This is a genomic window from Arthrobacter pasteuri, assembly GCF_054510955.1.
This window is the reverse complement of record NZ_JBTNDO010000001.1, coordinates 653,409-670,919: the sequence shown is the minus strand read 5'-3', so window position 1 is coordinate 670,919 and position 17,511 is coordinate 653,409. Positions and strand designations below refer to the sequence as shown.

Here is a 17,511-nt window from a genome sequence, read left to right as displayed (position 1 = left end):
CCGGTCCATCTCCTCGGCCGGCGCACGCAACGAAAGGAACAGCATGACCGACAACACATCAACCACCGCAGGAACTCCCGCAGGAACCGGGAGCTTCAACCCCGGACGCGTCCTGGTGACCGGCGGAGGTTCGGGCCTCGGCGCGGCCATCGTGCAGGGCGTCATCGCCGCGGGAGGCACCCCCGTGGTGCTCGACCGCGACATCAGCCGCGTGACGGGCGTCAAGGCCTTCGAGGTCGACGTCGCTGACCGCGAAGCCGTTGAGGCGGCCGTCCGCGAGGCCGCGGAGATGATGGACGGCCTGGATGCCGTCGTCACCGCGGCCGGCATCGACCGGTGCGGTGCCCTCGACACGGTGCCTGCCGACCAGTGGGAGAAAGTGATCGGCGTGAACCTCATGGGTACCGCGTCGACCGCCCGCGCCGCCCTGCCGTACCTCAAGAAGACCCACGGCCGTGTGGTCACGATCGCGTCGACGCTGGGCATCAAGGCCGTCGGCGACGCGACGGCCTACTGCGCCTCCAAGTTCGGCGTCATGGGGTTCTCCCAGGCACTGGCCGCGGAGACCGCCGGCCAGATCGGCGTGACGACGATCATCCCCGGCGGCATGAAGACCCGCTTCTTCGACGACCGCGACGAGCAGTACAAGCCGCAGGACGATTCACGGCTGAACGACCCGGAGCGCGTCGCCGAGGCCATCCTGTTCGCGCTCTCGCAGCCCAAGAGCTGCGAGATCCGCGAGATGGTCATCGCCCACGCAGAAGAAGGCTCGTGGCCCTGAGTTCCGCCACGTCCGCGTAGACGGCGTCGGGCTGGACGGCCGCAACGAGCGAGTCATCGTGCTCGCAGCGTTCGGCGGTCCAGCCCACCTGCCGGACGTCCACCCCGCACACGGGGCACGAGGCCACCCAGGAGAAATGCACGCGGTGGAGCGATCGTCCCATCGCTCCGGCGTTGATCACGTTGCCGATCCAGTAGACGCCCACGGTCGGCACGCCGACCGCCTGGGCCAGGTGCCGCGGCCCGCTGTCATTGCCGACCATGACCGCGCTGCGGTCGAGCACCCCCGTCAGCTCGCCCAGCGTCAGCTGCCCGGCCAGAGAACGGACGTTCGCCGTCGGGTCGCGATCGAGCGCCAGGCGCACGATCTCCTCGGCCGTCGGGACATCCGTGGCATCCCCGACCACCAGCACCTCGCAGCCATCCGCTGCTGCCCTCACGGCGACCTCCGCGAAGGACGACGACGGCCACCTCCGGCGCGGGTCCGTGGCTCCGGGGTGCAGTGCTATCACCGCGCCCCCACCCGTCAGTCCGGCCGCGCGCTCGGCCTCCACCGGCAGGACCTCGACCCGCGGCTCCAGGTCGACGGGTGTCGCCCCGGCCAGGCCCACCACCTCGAGGGCGCGGAACACCTCGTGCTGGTAGTACACGTAGGGGATGGTCCGTTCGAGGCCCGCGGCATCGGGCGTACGTGTCCCGATCGTGTGCCGGGCTTCCAGGCGCAGCAGGAACGGATTCGAGTTGCGCCCGCCACCGTGGAGCTGGACGGCGAGATCGAAGGACCCGCGGATCCCGTCGAAGAACCGGTCGACGGCACCGGGCTCCTCATCGCCCAGCCGTACGCCAGGAGAGAACGGGAGCTCCAGGACGGCGGACACGGGCCCGGGCCTGCCCTCGAGCAGGGCGGCGTGGCCGGGCATGCCGAGCAGTGTGATCTCGGCATCCGGGTACCGATTCTTGAGGGCCGCGATGGCCGGCATCGCGAACATGAGGTCGCCGAGCCCGCCTCCGCGCAGGACGGCGATCCGCCGGATGTCCGCGAACGGGGCGAGCACTGGTCCGACGGACCGCGCCGTGTCCTGCCGCCCGCCGAAGTCCGCCGTCGTGTCCTGCTGCGTCACGTATGTCCCCGTTCCTGTGCCTGATCGCCTGATGTGCCGGTGTGCCTCTCCACCGACAGGCCTGCTGCTGTCCATGGCTTGTCCCGGAGCGGTGAAGCGGCCGCCCCTCCTGCTGCAACATTATGCTAAGCGTGCTGATGGACGCGGGTGCAGAAATCGGCGCGTGGGGTGTGTGAACGCACGGCAGGTGGGTACGGGACCACTAGCCGTGCGGTGGAACCATGCCGCGGCGGTACACGACATCAAGGAGAGCAATGTCCATCAACTCCCAGGCACACTCCCCGCTTGATGTGCAGGAGGACGAGTCGATCACCATCTCCGATCCTCGGGACGGCAGCGAGGTCGGGACCCTTCCCGGCGCGGCCCGCGACCAGGTGGCACTCGCGGTCTCACTGGCACGGACCGTGCAGCCCGAGTGGGCGGCCACGAGCCCCGCAGAGCGGGGCGCCGCGCTCCGGAGGGCCGCAGGAGCGCTCCGCGCCGGCGCCCGTGAACTCGCCGAACTCAACACGCGGGAGACCGGCAAGCCCCTCGAGGATGCGCTCGGCGGCATTGAAGCCGGGATCTCCACGCTGGAGCAGTACGCGGAACTCGGTCCCGTCCACCGTGGGCTCAGCCTGCGGGGAGCCGTCACCGCCACCGACTACACGGTGGCCGAGCCGCGGGGAGTCGCCGTGCTCCTGACCCCCTGGAACGACCCGGTGGCCGTCGCCGCCGGACTCATCGGTGCAGCCCTCGTCACGGGCAACACCGTCATCCACAAGCCGAGCGAACGGTGCCCGCACGTGGGCGAACTGCTCGGTCGACTGCTGCAGCCGGCCTTCCCGGACGGTGTCCTCACCACGCTCACCGGCGGTGCCGGCGTGGGCCAGATGCTCACGATGGAGACCGGCGTCGATGTCTTCGCCCACGTCGGTTCGAGCGCCACCGGGGCCCGGATCGCACGCGCCGCGTCCCTCACCGGCGCGCACGTCCTCCGCGAGAACGGCGGGAACGACCCCCTGATCGTCGATGCCGACGTCGACCCCGTGTGGGCAGCAGGCCAGGCTGCCCTCGGCGCCTTCGCCAACGCGGGCCAGATCTGCACGTCGGTGGAGCGTATCTATGTCCACCGGGCCATCGCGAAACCGTTCCTAACCGCTCTCACCGAGGAGGCGCGCAGCCGGAACGCGAGCGGGACGTTCCCCCCGCTGGTGGATCGCCGCATGCGGGACGCCATCGATGCCCAGGTCCGTGAAGCCGTGCAGCTCGGTGCCGACCCCCTCGAGGGCGGCACCGTGCCCGAGGGACCCGGAGCCCACTACCCGGCCACGGTCCTCGCGGGCTGTACGGAGGCCATGACGGTCATGACGGAGGAGACCTTCGGGCCAGTGGCCCCCGTGACCGTGGTCGACAGCTTCGACGACGGCCTCCGCCTCGCTGCCGCCGGCCCCTATGGCCTGGCCGCGTCCGTCCTCACCGGCAGCATCGCGCACGCCCAGCGTGCCATCGCCGGACTGGCCGTCGGCACCGTCAAGGTGAACGCCGTCTTCGGCGGCGCGCCGGGCGGTTCTGCCCAGCCCCGCGGCATCAGCGGTGCCGGCTTCGGCTACGGACCCGAACTGCTCGACGAGTTCGCCCTGGTGAAGGTCGTCCACATCAGCGCACCGCCGGAGGGCGACTGATGGACGACGCACTGCAGGACTGCGCCGGGAACGCGACGCCGGACGACGCGGGGGACCTCTCCGAGGTCCGCGGGCTCGCAGCCTGGGTCCCGGCGGCCATCGCCGACCGCGCACCCCGCATCACCGTGGTGGGCGATGCCATGCTCGACGGATGGTGGAGCGGTACCATCGAGCGGTTCTGCCGTGAGGCTCCGGCACCCGTCGTCGACATCACCCGGCGCGACTATGCCGCCGGCGGTGCGGCGAACACGGCCATGAACCTCGCCGCACTCGGTGCGCGGGTGCGGATGTGCGGACTCATCGGGACGGACGACGCCGGTCGCCGCCTGCACGCGATCCTCCAGGACGCGGGGGTGGACACGGCGGACCTCGTGCAGGACGACCGCGTGGGCACCACCACGAAGTACCGGATCCTCGGCGGCGACCAGGTCATGCTCCGGCTCGACGACACGCACGACCAGCTCCCCCCGGAAGCCGTCACCGCGCTCGCCGCCAGGATCCCCCGTGCCGTCGCGGGTGCCGACGCCGTCGTCGTCTGCGACTACGGCTCGGGTGCCCTCGGGGACGAGGTCCGGGCCGCCCTCGGGCGCGCAACGGCGATCCGCCCGGAGACGCTCGTCGTCGTCGACGCCCACGACACCGCGGCCTGGTCCGCGCTGGGACCCGACATCGTCACCCCCAATGCGCAGGAGGCCGCACAGGTCCTCGCGTTGCGCCTGGACCCGCGGTCGGACCGTGCCGCGACGGTGACCGAACGGCGGAGCGAACTCCTCGCCGCCACGAACGCCGCCGCCGTCGTCGTGACCCTCGACCGCGACGGTACCGTGCTGCTCGGCCAGGACGGCGAGGAGCACCGGACGTGGGCCAAGCCCGCCACGGAGAAGCAGGCGTCCGGCGCCGGCGACACCTTCGTCGCGAGCCTCACGGCCGCGCGCGCAGCGGGCCTGCCGCTCACGACGAGCCTCGACCTCGCCCAGGCGGCCGCCGACGTCGTCGTCCATCGGCCCGGCACCTCCGTGTGCACGACGGCGGACCTGACGGGCCATCTGCAGCAGTTCGCGGACACCGCGCTGTCGACGGCGGACCTGCTCCGGAAGGTGGAGGCCGACCGTGCGGCGGGACGCCGCATCGTCCTGACCAACGGCTGCTTCGACGTGCTGCATCGCGGCCACACCCGCTACCTCAACCAGGCGAAGCAGCTCGGGGACGTCCTCGTGGTGGCCCTGAACGACGACGACGGTGTGCGCAGGCTGAAGGGCCCGGACCGTCCCATCAATCCGATCGCGGACCGCGCGGGCGTCATCGCCTCGCTCAGCTGCGTCGACTACGTCACCGTCTTCGGTTCCGACACGCTCGTCCCGCTGATCGAGCTGCTGAAGCCCGACGTGTATGCGAAGGGCGGTGACTACACGGCGCAGATGCTCGAGGAGGCTCCGGCCGTCGAGGCCTGCGGCGGCCGGGTCAGCATTCTCGACTACGTCCCGGAGCACTCGACTGCGGCGGTGGTACGCCGGATCCGCTCGAGCCCGCTGGCAGGAGACCTGCCGTGACCCGCCGCTGGTCGGGGGAGTGGGCCCTGGACACGCCGGGGGACGAGCCCGCCGTCGATGTGCTGATCCCCTCCTTCGGCCGCCCCGCGGAACTCGCCGTGACGCTCTCCGGGCTCGCGGCCCAGGACGGTGTGCCGTTCCGGGTGATCGTGAGCGACCAGACCGAGGGCGAGGACCCGTCCTACGAGCAGCCCGCCGTCCGTGCGATGGTCCGGGTCCTCGAAGCCCAGGGCCGCCCGGTGCGGCTCGAACGCCACCTGCCGCGCCGGGGGCTGGCGGAACACCGCAGGTACCTGCTGGACCTGGCGAGCGCCCCGCTCGTCCTCTTCCTCGACAACGACGTCTGGCTGGAACCCGGGTCGCTGGAGCGCATGACGAGGGCGATCCGGGCAGCCCGGTGCGGATTCGTCGGCTCCGCCGTCCAGGGACTGTCCTACCTCGAGGAGCGCAGGCCGCACGAGCGGGCGGAGCTGGCGCTGTGGCCGGACGACGAGGTGACCCCGGAGCGGATCCGCCCCGGGTCGGAGGGCTTCGCCCGCTGGCCACTCCACAACGCGGCGAACCTCGCCCATGCCGCCGCCGAACTGGCGATCCCGCCCGGGGGCTGGCGGCTGTACCGGGTCGCGTGGGTGGGCGGATGCGTGCTGTTCGACCGCGAAGCCCTCGTGGAGTGCGGCGGGTTCGACTTCTGGGACAAGCTCCCGCCCGAGCACGCCGGCGAGGACGTCGCTGCCCAGTGGCGCGTCATGGAACGCCACGGCGGGGCGGGCATCATCCCCTCGGGAGCGGTACACCTCGAGGCGCCCACCACGGTGGTCGACCGCGCAATAGACGCTGCCCACGTGATCCTGGGCCAGTGACGGTGCCCCTATCCGGAGCACCGTGCAAGAGAACCGTGCAAGAGAACCGACACGAAGGAGCATCATGGCAGATCCGAGTCCGATCGACATCCAGAAAGCACTGGGCGGCATGAACTACCCGGCCTCCAAGGAGGACCTCGTCAAGCACGCCCAGGACAAGGGCGCCGACGACACCGTCCTCGAGACGCTCAACAACCTTCCCGACCGCGAGTTCGACTCGCCGACGGATGTGAACAAGGAAGCGTCGAAGTAGCAGGTGACGGGCGGCGGCAGGCGGTGGCACCCGCCGCCGCCCGTACGGACGACGCGGGACGTCAGACGCCGACGGCGTCGCCCGGAGTGTCTGCCGGTGCCGCCGCAGCGGCGGCTCCAGGGGTCTCCTGCCCGGCCGCGGGGGCCCCGGCGATGTTCACCATCCAGGTGACGCCGAAGCGGTCGATGCACATGCCGAAACTGTCGCCCCAGGGTGACTGCGCGAGGGGCACGATCTCGCTGCCGCTGCCGGCGAGTGCCTCCCAGTACCCGCGGAGCTCCGTCTCGTCGTCGCCGCTGACCGAGAGCGAATGCCCGGCAGGGGCGGCGTACTCCATGCTGTTGGGCGTATCGGCTGCCATGAGGACCTGCCCCGAGGGTGTGGTCAGCATGGAATGCATGATCTTGTCCTGCTCCGCAGGGTCCTCGCTGACCTGGAACTCCGCGAAGGTACTGCGCTGGAGTTCGCCGCCGAAGACGGACTGGTAGAAGTCCATCGCCTGCGCTGCCGTGTCCCGGAAGCTGAGGTAGGAATTGATCGTCGCCGCCATGGTGTCCGCCTTCTGCCGGTGGCTCGCGCCACGCCGTCCGTGTGTAAGCGATTATTGTTCAGCTGCGACGCGCAGGGAAGGGAACCGCCGGATCAGGACGGGGAGGGCTCGGAACGCGGGCCGATTGCCCCGGCGGCCTTCTCCTCCAGCGAGGTGATCGTGGCATCCGGCAGGACGATCAGGCCGTCCAGCTCGCGGCGGGCCCGGCGGTACGCCGTCTGCCGTTCGGCTGCCGTGGCCGCGTCGTCCACGACCACCGTGACGAGCTTGCGGGCGGTCGAGAGCCGCTGCCGTTCCTCCGCGCTGAACCCGCTCGCCCGGACGCGCCGCGCCTCGGTCTCCGCCACCTGGAAGGCGACGTCGTACGAGGTGACGGCGGACCGGTAGGCGGCGAGGTCTTCCGCGGACACTCCCGAGGGTTCCACCGGCCGCAGCGAGTCCGCCTCGCGCTTGGCCCTGAGGAAAGCGACTGTGAGCGGCTCCCGCACATCGGTCATCGTGGGGTAGTCGATCAGCTTCGCAGCGTCGAGCTCGTAGGACAGCCACTTCCTGTCGATCTCGTCGTGCATGCGCTCGACGTGCCGGACATCCCGTTCCAGCCGGGGTGCCTGCTGCGGGAGCTGTTCGGAGGTGTGCGCGCCGTGGAGGACGCCGGGGTGCTTGAGGCGGTAGATCTCCATCCTGCGCTGGTGACGCCGTTCGCCCGCCTCCGACCACTGCCGTCCCCACACCGCGAACACACCCGACAGCGGGAAGACCAGCCACCAGTAGTTCCCCGCGAAGGACAGGATTTCGTTCACCCGTCCATCGTAGGCCCGGGCAGACGCCGGGGGACCGATCAGTCCTTCGCGCCCTCGCGCCCGGGGTGCCGCTTCCGGGTGCGCCGCAGGAGCGACACGAGGACCACCGCGCTGACGAGGAGGTGGAGGAACGAGAGGGAGGGGAGCACCGTCAGCAGCAGGATCGTCACGAGGCCGAGCAGGACGCCGGCCTGGAGGACCGAGAGGTAGTGGGCCGGGACCGGGCGCGGCCACGGGTGGAAGTCGATGCTGGGCGGTTCATCCGCCGCGTTCCTGAACATGGTGGTCCTCCGGGAGTGGGATACCAGCCATCGTGCAGGAATCCGGAAAGGCGGTGCAATGCACTCCGGAGCGGTGACGGGGCCTTGACTGTCCGGTCGCGGCATGGCGACGTTCCCGGGAAGGGCATCATCGCCGTCGCCAACGGCCGATCAGTCCAGTGGCAGGCCGAACCCGAAGGAGGTGGAGAAAGAAGGAGGTGGAGAAAGAAGGGGGTGGAGGTTGGCCAGGGCAAGACAAAACCCCGCATCCCAGGCGGCGAGACCTGGAACACGGGGTTCTGTTGTGCACCCCCCGGGACTTGAACCCGGAACCCATTGATTAAGAGTCAATTGCTCTGCCAATTGAGCTAGAGGTGCGTGCCGTTTTGCCTCCCGATTTCACTCGGTTGGCTCATCCGCAACAGCATGAAACTCTACCAGCACTTCGCCCGAAACATGAAACCGGCTCCCCGACCTCCGCTCCGGGCACCTTCTCCGCACCGTGCCCGGACCGTGTCCGCGCCCTCCGGTGGGGCCGATGCCGCCGTCGCCCCGCACTAGGCTGGCGCCATGACGATTCCCACAACGAGCTCCGATGTCCCGACAGTCCGTACCCTGAGCGTCCCCACCGCCGAGCTGCGGGACGCGCTGGCCGGCGCTTCCGCGGCGGTCGACGTCGTTCTCTGGGACTTCCAGGGCGCGCCGGAGGGCGTTGACCCCGCCGATCTCGATGCAGCGGTGCTGCCATACACGGGCCGCGCCCACCTCGACGGGGCGCTCGACTCCGCGCCGAACCTTCGGCTCGTGCAGACGCAGTCCACCGGGTACGACGGCGTCCCGGACCTCGTGGGACCCGACGTGGCCATCGCGACTGCTGCGGGAGTGCATGCAGCGGCGACCGCCGAACTCGCCGTCGGGCTCGCCCTGGCCTCGCTGCGCGGGATCGACGACGCCGTGCGCCAGCAGGCCGAAGGCCGGTGGCACAGCGCCCGCTATCCCGGGCTCGCGGACCGGCGGGTCCTCCTCGTGGGCGTCGGCGGCATCGGCGAGGAGATCCGCAGGCGCCTGGACACCTTCGAGGCGCAGGTCACCCGCGTCGGCAGCGCCGCACGCGACGACGCCCTCGGTCACGTCCACGGCAGCGACGAACTGGTGGACCTCGCCCCGCACCACGACGTCGTCGTGGTGATCACGCCGCTCACCGACGCCACGCGCGGGCTCATCGGGAAGGACGTGCTCGCGGCCCTGCCCGACGGCGCGCTCGTCGTCAACGTCGCCAGGGGCGCGGTGGTGGACACCGAAGCCCTCACCCGCGAGGTCGTGGCAGGCCGTCTGAAGGCGGCGCTCGACGTCGTCGACCCCGAACCGCTGCCCGAGGGCCACCCGCTGTGGGATGCCCCCGGCGTCATCATCACGCCGCACGTCGGGGGCAACACGGGTGCGTTCCCGCCCCGGATCCTCGCGCTGCTGAGGCGCCAGGTCGAACTGCTCGGCTGCGGGCAGGAGCCGGCCAACCTCGTGCGGCGCGGAGCCTGGGGGTAGGCGCGGGTCGGACGCGGACGCGGACTCGGACTCGGACTCAGGCCCGAACTCAGGCCCGAACTCAGGCCCGAACTCAGGCTCGAACTCAGGCCCGAACTCAGGCTCGAACTCAGGCTCGGACTCAGGCTCGGACTCAGGCCATGGCGATGAAGGCATCCATGAAGGAGTCGAAGTCGACGAGGTCGTCGTCCTGCGTCAGCCTCATCGGGGTGCCGGGCCCGATGTCGAGGACCGGGTCCGCGCTGACACCGAAGCGGAAGACCCGGCCGGTGCTCGTGCCCACCTCGTAGCTGCCGTCCTCGACCCACTGCAGGGCGTGCGCGAGATTGGTCATGTTGATCTCGACGGGAACGCCCGCGCCCCTGATGGCGGCGAGGTCCACCGGCGCGATCATCAGCTCGGCGGGCTTCCAGCGGTAGCCCACTACGTAGCCGATCGGGTAGGCCGGGCCTTCAGGGCCCCGTGCGTGCGGCGCCGCGAAGACGAGGTTGTAGTCACCGTAGTTAGGGATCTGCCCGTCGAACACGCGGCGGAGGGCGTTCTTCAGTCCCTGCCCGCCAGCGAGCGGTCGGCCGGTTCCGGAGGGATCATCGGGAGTCATATCATGCCGTTGCGGTAGGAGGCTGTCGGACTGGTCCCCGGAGGGGCTGCTCGCGGTGCGCCCGGCCGGCGGGCCGGAAGTATCGCCCGCGAAATCCACACTGTACCGGAGCGGGGAGCCGCCGCACGAGGATCCGGTCGGGGAGGCGCGGTACTTTCAGTCGGCGCATCGGCAGCTGTAACAGGCGGGTCACATGGCGAAACCCTCCTGTTACACGGGCCTAGACTTCTAACATGACCGTGGAAACAACGCCAGACATCAAGCCAAGAAGCCGCGTCGTCACCGACGGCATCCATGCGGCACCGTCCCGCGGGATGTTGCGAGCCGTGGGTATGGGTGACGAAGACTTCGCAAAGCCGCAGGTCGGCGTCGCGAGCTCCTGGAACGAGATCACTCCCTGCAACCTGTCCCTCAACCGCCTTGCCGAGGGAGCCAAGGAGGGCGTGCGTGACGGGGGAGGGTTCCCCATGCAGTTCGGCACCATCTCCGTCTCCGACGGCATCTCGATGGGCCACGAGGGCATGCACTTCTCGCTCGTCTCCCGTGAGGTCATCGCGGATTCGGTGGAGACGGTGATGCAGGCCGAACGCATCGACGGTTCCGTGCTCCTCGCCGGCTGTGACAAATCCCTTCCGGGCATGCTCATGGCGGCGGCCCGCCTCGACCTCGCCTCTGTGTTCCTGTACGCGGGAACGATCATGCCGGGGTTCGCGAAGCTCGAGGACGGCTCAGAGAAGGAAGTCACGCTCATCGACGCCTTCGAGGCGGTCGGCGCCTGCGCCGCCGGCAAGATGAGCCGCAAGGACCTCGACAGCATCGAACGCGCCGTCTGCCCCGGTGAGGGGGCCTGCGGCGGCATGTACACGGCGAACACGATGGCCTGCATCGGCGAGGCCCTCGGGATGTCCCTGCCCGGTTCGGCAGCGCCTCCCTCGGTCGACCGCCGCCGTGACATGTTCGCGCGGAAGTCCGGTGAGGCGGTCGTGAACCTGCTGCGCCTCGGCATCACGGCCCGCGACATCATGACGAAGAAGGCGTTCGAGAACGCCATCGCGGTGACCATGGCCTTTGGTGGCTCGACCAATGCCGTCCTCCATCTGCTGGCGATCGCCCGTGAGGCCGAGGTCGAACTGACGCTCGACGACTTCACGCGCATCGGCGACCGGATCCCGCACCTCGGCGACCTCAAGCCCTTCGGCCGCTACGTCATGTACGACGTCGACAAGGTGGGCGGCGTGCCGGTCATCATGAAGGCGCTGCTCGACGCCGGCCTGCTGCACGGCGACTGCCTGACGGTGACCGGCAAGACCCTCGCGGAGAACCTCGCGGAGATCGACCCGCCGGACCTCGACGGCAAGATCCTCCGCGCGCTCGACAACCCCCTGCACAAGACCGGTGGCATCACGATCCTGCACGGCTCGCTGGCCCCCGAGGGTGCCGTCGTGAAGAGCGCCGGCTTCGACGCCGACGTCTTCGAGGGCACCGCCCGCGTCTTCGAGCGTGAACAGGGCGCCCTCGACGCGCTCGATGCCGGCGAGATCCAGGCCGGCGACGTCATCGTCATCCGCTACGAGGGACCCAAGGGCGGCCCCGGCATGCGCGAGATGCTCGCCATCACCGGTGCCATCAAGGGTGCCGGCCTCGGCAGGGACGTCCTCCTGCTCACGGACGGCCGCTTCTCCGGAGGCACCACGGGCCTGTGTATCGGCCATGTTGCCCCGGAAGCCGTCGACGGCGGCCCCATCGCCTTCGTGCGCAACGGCGACCGCATCCGCGTGGACATCGCGGCGAAGAGCTTCGACCTCCTCGTCGACGAGGCGGAGCTCGAGCAGCGCAGGGTGGGATGGGAGCCGCTCCCGGCCCGGTACACGAAGGGCGTCCTGGCGAAATACGCAAAGCTCGTACACTCCGCGTCCAAGGGCGCGGTCACGGGCTAGGGACGTCGCCGGCACTGCCCGGGACGGGACGTCCTCCCGTTCCGGGCAGTGCCGACACCAGGGGTGGTGGTCCACCGACTGGACGCCCGTGTCCACGATGTGAGACAAGCAGGGGTGCGGTTGACACCCTTTCGCGGGGGCGTGGAAACTACAGGTATGCAGCCCGAACCAGTAGTCGTCGTCCTTACCCAGCGCGTGGCCTGAAGCCCGTCCGGTAGACGACTACAGTCACGCGCAACCCCTCGCAGAGCCCGACAAGGCTGAGGGGTTTTTTTGTTGACACACCTTGTCGGCACAGAAGAAGCGCGCGGAAGTCAATCCGCAGTCATAGCTGCAGCAGTGCAGCGAACGTTCCAAAGGAAGCCGAAGATGTCCAAGGGATCGCCCATCAGCCCAGCGCTGCTGGCAGCAAGACCAGCACCTCCCGCAGCACCCGCGCGTGAGACAGCACCCGTCGTCCCGGCGAGCGCCGTCCGTGGCCCCAACAATGTCGTGGGCCCCACCGAGATGCTCGGTTCCGCAGCGATCGTCCGGTCCCTCGAGGAACTCGGCGTCGACGACGTCTTCGGTCTTCCCGGGGGAGCGATCCTCCCGACGTACGACCCCCTGCTGGCCTCCACGAAGCTCCGCCACATCCTCGTGCGGCACGAGCAGGGCGCCGGCCACGCGGCGCAGGGCTACGCCATGGTGACCGGGCGGCCCGGCGTCTGCATCGCGACCTCGGGTCCTGGCGCCACCAACCTCGTGACGGCCATCGCCGACGCCCACATGGACTCGGTGCCCATGGTGGCCATCACGGGCCAGGTCTCCAGTGCCTTCATCGGCTCGGACGCCTTCCAGGAAGCCGACATCGTCGGCATCACGATGCCCATCACCAAGCACTCCTACCTGGTGACGAAAGCGCAGGACATCCCCCGCGTCCTCGCCGAGGCCTTCCACATCGCGACCACGGGACGCCCCGGACCGGTGCTGGTGGACATCGCCAAGGACGCCCAGCAGTCCAGCATGACCTTCTCCTGGCCGCCCAAGGTGGACATCCCCGGCTACCGGCCCGTGGTGCGCGGCCACTCCAAGCAGGTCCGCGAGGCCGCCCGCCTCATCAACTCCGCGCAGCGCCCCGTCTTCTACGTGGGCGGCGGCGTCGTCAAGGCCCATGCCTCCGTGGAGCTGAAGGAGCTGGCCGAGCTCGTCGGCGCCCCCGTCGTCACCACCCTCATGGCCCGCGGCGTCTTCCCCGACTCGCACGACCAGCACGTGGGGATGCCCGGCATGCACGGCTCCGTCTCCGCCGTGACGGCACTGCAGCAGGCGGACCTCCTGATCACCCTCGGCGCGCGGTTCGACGACCGCGTCACGGGAGTGCTCTCCAGCTTCGCCCCGAACGCGAAGGTCATCCACGCAGACATCGATCCCGCCGAGATCTCCAAGAACCGCGCCGCGGACGTGCCCATCGTCGGGTCCGTCAAGGAGATCATCCCCGAGCTGACCGCCGCCGTCCGCGACTCGTTCGAGACACAGGAACGGCCGGACATCTCCGCTTGGTGGAAGACCCTCAACCACCTGCGCGAGACCTACCCGGTCGGCTTCACGCAGCCCGACGACGGCCTGTCGGCCCCGCAGCAGGTCATCAAGCGCATCGGTGAGCTGACCGGTCCCGAGGGCGTCTTCGTCTCGGGTGTGGGACAGCACCAGATGTGGGCGGCGCAGTTCATCCAGTACGAGCGCCCGCACGCCTGGCTCAACTCCGGCGGCCTCGGCACCATGGGCTACTCCGTGCCGGCCGCGATGGGCGCCAAGGTCGGCGACCCGGACCGCGTGGTCTGGGCGATCGACGGCGACGGCTGTTTCCAGATGACCAACCAGGAACTGGCCACCTGCGTCATCAACAACATCCCGATCAAGGTCGCGGTCATCAACAACTCCTCGCTCGGCATGGTGCGGCAGTGGCAGACCCTCTTCTACGAGGGGCGCTACTCGAACACGGACCTCAACACGGGCCACGACACCGTGCGCGTCCCGGACTTCGTGAAGCTCGCCGACGCCTACGGCTGCGTGGGCCTGCGCTGCGAGCGGGACGAGGACATCGACGCGACCATCGAGCAGGCGCTGGCGATCAACGACCGCCCCGTCGTCATCGACTTCGTGGTCAGCCGCGACTCCATGGTCTGGCCGATGGTGCCCTCGGGCGTCAGCAACGACCTCATCCAGATTGCCCGCAACATGACCCCGACATGGGAACAGGAGGACTGATCATGGCACGACACACCCTTTCCGTGCTCGTCGAGGACGTGCCCGGCGTCCTGACCCGCGTCGCGAGCCTGTTCGCCCGGCGCGCGTTCAACATCAATTCACTTGCGGTCGGACCGACCGAGGTCGCGGGCATGTCCCGCATCACCGTTGTGGTGGAAGCCGAGGGAGATCTCCTCGAGCAGGTCACCAAGCAGCTGAACAAGCTCATCAACGTCATCAAGATCGTCGAACTGACGACCGAGCAGTCGGTGCAGCGCGACCACGTCCTGATCAAGGTTCGGGCAGACGCGGCGACGCGCCTGCAGGTGACCCAGGCCGCGGACCTGTTCCGCGCGTCGGTGGTCGACGTGGCGATCGACTCGCTCATCATCGAGGCGACGGGAACACCCGAGAAGCTCTCGGCGCTCCTGTCCGTCCTCGAGCCGTTCGGCGTCCGCGAGATCGTGCAGTCCGGCACGCTCGCGATCAGCCGTGGCGCCAAGTCGATGAGCGACCGCGCCCTGCGCAGCGCCTGACGGCACCCCTTCCAGACCTTCCCAGCACCACCCACAAGAGGAGAAACACCCGTGACCGAGTTGTTCTATGACGACGATGCAGACCTTTCGATCATCCAGGGCCGCACCGTGGCCGTCATCGGCTACGGCAGCCAGGGCCACGCCCACGCGCTGAGCTTGCGCGATTCCGGCGTCGACGTGCGCGTCGGCCTGAAGGAAGGATCGGCATCGCGTGCCAAGGCCGAAGCCGAGGGGCTCCGGGTCCTCTCGGTCGCCGAGGCGACCGCCGAAGCAGACCTCATCATGGTGCTCACGCCCGACCAGGTCCAGCGGCACGTGTACAAGGAGGACATCGCACCGAACCTGCAGGCCGGCGACGCCCTGTTCTTCGGTCACGGCTTCAACATCCGCTACGGCTACATCCAGCCGCCCTCCGACGTCGACGTCGCCCTCGTGGCGCCCAAGGGCCCCGGGCACATCGTCCGCCGCGAGTTCGAGGCCGGCCGCGGTGTCCCCGACCTGATCGCCGTCGAGCAGGACGCATCGGGCAAGGCACGCGACCTCGCGCTGTCCTACGCGAAGGCGATCGGCGGCACCCGCGCCGGCGTCATCGAGACCACCTTCACCGAGGAGACCGAGACGGACCTCTTCGGTGAGCAGGCCGTCCTGTGCGGCGGGGCCTCGCAGCTGATCCAGTACGGTTTCGAGACGCTGACGGAGGCAGGCTACAAGCCCGAGGTCGCGTACTTCGAGGTCCTGCACGAGCTCAAGCTCATCGTCGACCTCATGGTCGAGGGTGGCATCGCCAAGCAGCGCTGGAGCGTCTCCGACACGGCCGAGTACGGCGACTACGTCTCCGGCCCGCGCGTCATCACCCCCGAGGTGAAGGAGAACATGAAGGCCGTCCTCGCGGACATCCAGAACGGTGCCTTCGCCAAGCGCTTCATCGACGACCAGGACGCCGGAGCGCCCGAGTTCACCGAGCTGCGCAAGAAGGGCGAGGATCACCCGATCGAGAGCACGGGCCGCGAGCTGCGCAAGCTCTTCTCGTGGATCAAGACGAACGACGACTACACCGAGGGTTCCGTAGCGCGCTAGCACCCCCACTGCCGGCAGGACACGTGATCGACGCTCAGCGACGAGCAGGTGTCCTGCCGGACCTGTGCCCGGGTCCGGTTCCTCCCGTCCTGGCCGTGCCCGGCTGATCCCGTCCTGATCCCGCAAGCCCACCGCAGAAGGAATTCTCCCGTGACCACCAAGCCCGTCGTCCTCCTCGCCGAAGAACTCTCACCCGCCACCGTCGAAGCACTGGGACCCGACTTCGAGGTCCGCAGCACCGACGGCGCCGACCGCGCCCAGCTCCTCGCCGCACTCGCCGACGTCGACGCCGTGCTGGTCCGCTCCGCGACGCAGATGGACGAGGAAGCCATCCAGGCCGCGCCCCGGCTGAAGGTCATCGCCCGTGCGGGAGTCGGCCTCGACAACGTCGACATCAAGGCCGCGACGAGGGCCGGCGTCATGGTCGTGAACGCCCCGACGTCGAACATCATCTCCGCCGCCGAACTCACGGTCGGTCACATCCTGAGCCTCGCCCGCAACATCCCCCAGGCCAGCGCGGCCCTCAAGGCGGGGGAGTGGAAGCGCTCCAAGTACTCCGGAACGGAGCTGTACGAGAAGAACATCGGCATCATCGGGCTCGGACGCATCGGCGCGCTCGTCGCGGCGCGCCTCCAGGGCTTCGGCACGCAGATCCTCGCCTACGACCCCTACGTGACGTCGGCTCGCGCGGCGCAGCTCGGCGTGCAGCTCGTGTCCCTCGACGAACTGCTGCGCGAATCCGACTTCGTGACCATCCACATGCCGAAGACCCCGGAGACCGTCGGGATGCTCGGCGCCGAGGCCTTCGCACTGATGAAGGACACCGCCTACGTCGTCAACGTGGCAAGGGGAGGCCTCGTGGACGAGGCCGCGCTGCACACTGCACTCGAGCAGGGACAGATCGCCGGCGCCGGCGTCGACGTCTTCGTCCGCGAGCCCAGCACCGACCTCCCGTTCTTCGCCCATGACAGCGTCGTGGTGACACCGCACCTCGGGGCGTCCACAGAGGAGGCCCAGGAGAAGGCCGGCATCTCCGTCGCGAAGTCGGTCCGGCTCGCCCTGGCCGGCGAACTCGTCCCCGACGCCGTCAACGTGGCCGGCGGTGTCATCGACCCGGCCGTCCGTCCGGGCATCCCCCTCATGGAGAAGCTCGGCCGGATCTTCACCGCGCTGACGCACGCCTCCCTGACCCAGATCGACATCGAGGTCGCCGGCGAGATCGCCGCCCTCGACGTCAAGGCCCTCGAACTCGCCGCGCTCAAGGGCGTCTTCACCGACGTCGTCTCCGAGAAGGTGTCCTACGTCAACGCGCCCATCCTCGCCGAACAGCGCGGCATCACGACCCGGCTGATCACCACGCCCGAGTCCGAGGAGTACCGGAACGTGCTCCGCCTCCGTGGGGCGCTCTCCGACGGCACGCAGATCTCCGTGGCGGGGACGCTGACCGGGCCGAAGCAGGTGGAGAAGCTCGTCGGTGTCAACGGCTACGACCTCGAGATCCCGATCAGCGACCACCTCCTGGTGCTGCTCTACACCGACCGCCCCGGCGTGATCGGCGCGCTCGGCCGCCTCCTCGGCGAACGGGACATCAACATCGCGGGCATGCAGGTGGCACGGAACACGGAAGGCGGCCAGGCCCTCTCCCTCCTCACCGTGGACAGCTCCGTGCCCCAGGACGTCCTCGACGCCATCCGCTCCGAGATCGGCGCGTCGGTCGCCCGCGAAGTGGACCTGCAGGACTGACCGGAACC

General features: G+C 69.5%; 16 protein-coding genes and 1 tRNA gene. 11 read left to right on the top strand and 6 right to left on the bottom strand.

What is annotated here, in order from left to right; genetic code table 11:
- Positions 1 to 43: 43 nt before the first annotated feature.
- Complete coding sequence (locus ACX80H_RS03195; RefSeq protein WP_459310961.1) at positions 44 to 781, top strand: SDR family oxidoreductase; 738 nt, start codon at positions 44 to 46, stop codon at positions 779 to 781.
- Here the strand turns inward: ACX80H_RS03195 and ACX80H_RS03190 are convergent.
- Complete coding sequence (locus ACX80H_RS03190) at positions 747 to 1,901, bottom strand: glycosyltransferase family 9 protein (RefSeq protein ID WP_459310959.1); 1,155 nt, start codon at positions 1,899 to 1,901, stop codon at positions 747 to 749. The genes ACX80H_RS03195 and ACX80H_RS03190 overlap by 35 nt on opposite strands.
- 254 nt (positions 1,902 to 2,155) lie before the next feature.
- Here ACX80H_RS03190 and ACX80H_RS03185 point away from each other — a divergent pair, with 254 nt between their 5' ends.
- The 4 genes from ACX80H_RS03185 to ACX80H_RS03170 all read left to right on the top strand — a co-directional run bounded on the left by ACX80H_RS03185 (position 2,156) and on the right by ACX80H_RS03170 (position 6,228).
- Positions 2,156 to 3,565, top strand: coding sequence for an aldehyde dehydrogenase family protein (locus ACX80H_RS03185; RefSeq protein ID WP_459310958.1), 1,410 nt, complete (start codon positions 2,156 to 2,158; stop codon positions 3,563 to 3,565).
- A complete protein-coding gene (locus ACX80H_RS03180) occupies positions 3,565 to 5,115 on the top strand; it encodes a PfkB family carbohydrate kinase (protein WP_459310957.1) in 1,551 nt (516 codons plus the stop codon). Before ACX80H_RS03185 ends, ACX80H_RS03180 begins: the two co-directional genes overlap by 1 nt.
- Positions 5,112 to 5,975: a glycosyltransferase gene (locus ACX80H_RS03175; RefSeq protein WP_459310955.1), complete on the top strand. Its 864-nt coding sequence runs from the start codon at positions 5,112 to 5,114 to the stop codon at positions 5,973 to 5,975. The genes ACX80H_RS03180 and ACX80H_RS03175 overlap by 4 nt, the downstream gene beginning before the upstream one ends.
- 64 nt (positions 5,976 to 6,039) lie before the next feature.
- Positions 6,040 to 6,228, top strand: coding sequence for a DUF2795 domain-containing protein (locus ACX80H_RS03170; RefSeq protein ID WP_087076149.1), 189 nt, complete (start codon positions 6,040 to 6,042; stop codon positions 6,226 to 6,228).
- 61 nt (positions 6,229 to 6,289) lie between these two features.
- Here ACX80H_RS03170 and ACX80H_RS03165 read toward each other — a convergent pair whose 3' ends face one another.
- The 4 genes from ACX80H_RS03165 to ACX80H_RS03150 form a co-directional block, all read right to left on the bottom strand.
- Entirely contained in the window at positions 6,290 to 6,778 is a 489-nt protein-coding gene (locus ACX80H_RS03165; protein ID WP_459310953.1) for a VOC family protein, read from the bottom strand.
- A gap of 92 nt (positions 6,779 to 6,870) precedes the next feature.
- Positions 6,871 to 7,578 (bottom strand): hypothetical protein, encoded by a 708-nt coding sequence (locus ACX80H_RS03160; RefSeq protein WP_459310951.1) that lies wholly within the window; start codon positions 7,576 to 7,578, stop codon positions 6,871 to 6,873.
- Positions 7,579 to 7,616: 38 nt separating this feature from the next.
- On the bottom strand, positions 7,617 to 7,859 hold the full coding sequence (locus tag ACX80H_RS03155; protein ID WP_459310950.1) for a hypothetical protein: 243 nt from the start codon (positions 7,857 to 7,859) through the stop codon (positions 7,617 to 7,619).
- Positions 7,860 to 8,143: 284 nt separating this feature from the next.
- Positions 8,144 to 8,216, bottom strand: a tRNA-Lys gene (locus ACX80H_RS03150).
- 192 nt (positions 8,217 to 8,408) lie between these two features.
- Here ACX80H_RS03150 and ACX80H_RS03145 point away from each other — a divergent pair.
- Positions 8,409 to 9,380: a 2-hydroxyacid dehydrogenase gene (locus ACX80H_RS03145; protein WP_459310948.1), complete on the top strand. Its 972-nt coding sequence runs from the start codon at positions 8,409 to 8,411 to the stop codon at positions 9,378 to 9,380.
- A gap of 133 nt (positions 9,381 to 9,513) precedes the next feature.
- Here ACX80H_RS03145 and ACX80H_RS03140 read toward each other — a convergent pair whose 3' ends face one another.
- On the bottom strand, positions 9,514 to 9,981 hold the full coding sequence (locus tag ACX80H_RS03140; RefSeq protein ID WP_459310947.1) for a hypothetical protein: 468 nt from the start codon (positions 9,979 to 9,981) through the stop codon (positions 9,514 to 9,516).
- 233 nt (positions 9,982 to 10,214) lie between these two features.
- On the opposite strand from ACX80H_RS03140, the gene ilvD reads away from it, so the two are divergent.
- From ilvD to serA, 5 genes are all read left to right on the top strand, one after another.
- The gene (gene ilvD / locus ACX80H_RS03135; protein ID WP_459310945.1) at positions 10,215 to 11,918 is read left to right on the top strand and encodes a dihydroxy-acid dehydratase; all 1,704 of its coding nucleotides are present in this window, start codon (positions 10,215 to 10,217) and stop codon (positions 11,916 to 11,918) included.
- 369 nt (positions 11,919 to 12,287) lie between these two features.
- Positions 12,288 to 14,168, top strand: a complete 1,881-nt coding sequence (locus ACX80H_RS03130) for an acetolactate synthase large subunit (protein WP_459310943.1) — start codon at positions 12,288 to 12,290, stop codon at positions 14,166 to 14,168.
- A 2-nt stretch (positions 14,169 to 14,170) separates the two neighbouring features.
- On the top strand, positions 14,171 to 14,683 hold the full coding sequence (ilvN, locus tag ACX80H_RS03125; protein WP_087076134.1) for an acetolactate synthase small subunit: 513 nt from the start codon (positions 14,171 to 14,173) through the stop codon (positions 14,681 to 14,683).
- Between the two features lie 51 nt (positions 14,684 to 14,734).
- Positions 14,735 to 15,760, top strand: coding sequence for a ketol-acid reductoisomerase (ilvC, locus tag ACX80H_RS03120; protein ID WP_301227042.1), 1,026 nt, complete (start codon positions 14,735 to 14,737; stop codon positions 15,758 to 15,760).
- Positions 15,761 to 15,910: 150 nt separating this feature from the next.
- On the top strand, positions 15,911 to 17,503 hold the full coding sequence (gene serA, locus ACX80H_RS03115) for a phosphoglycerate dehydrogenase (RefSeq protein WP_459310941.1): 1,593 nt from the start codon (positions 15,911 to 15,913) through the stop codon (positions 17,501 to 17,503).
- Positions 17,504 to 17,511: the final 8 nt, after the last annotated feature.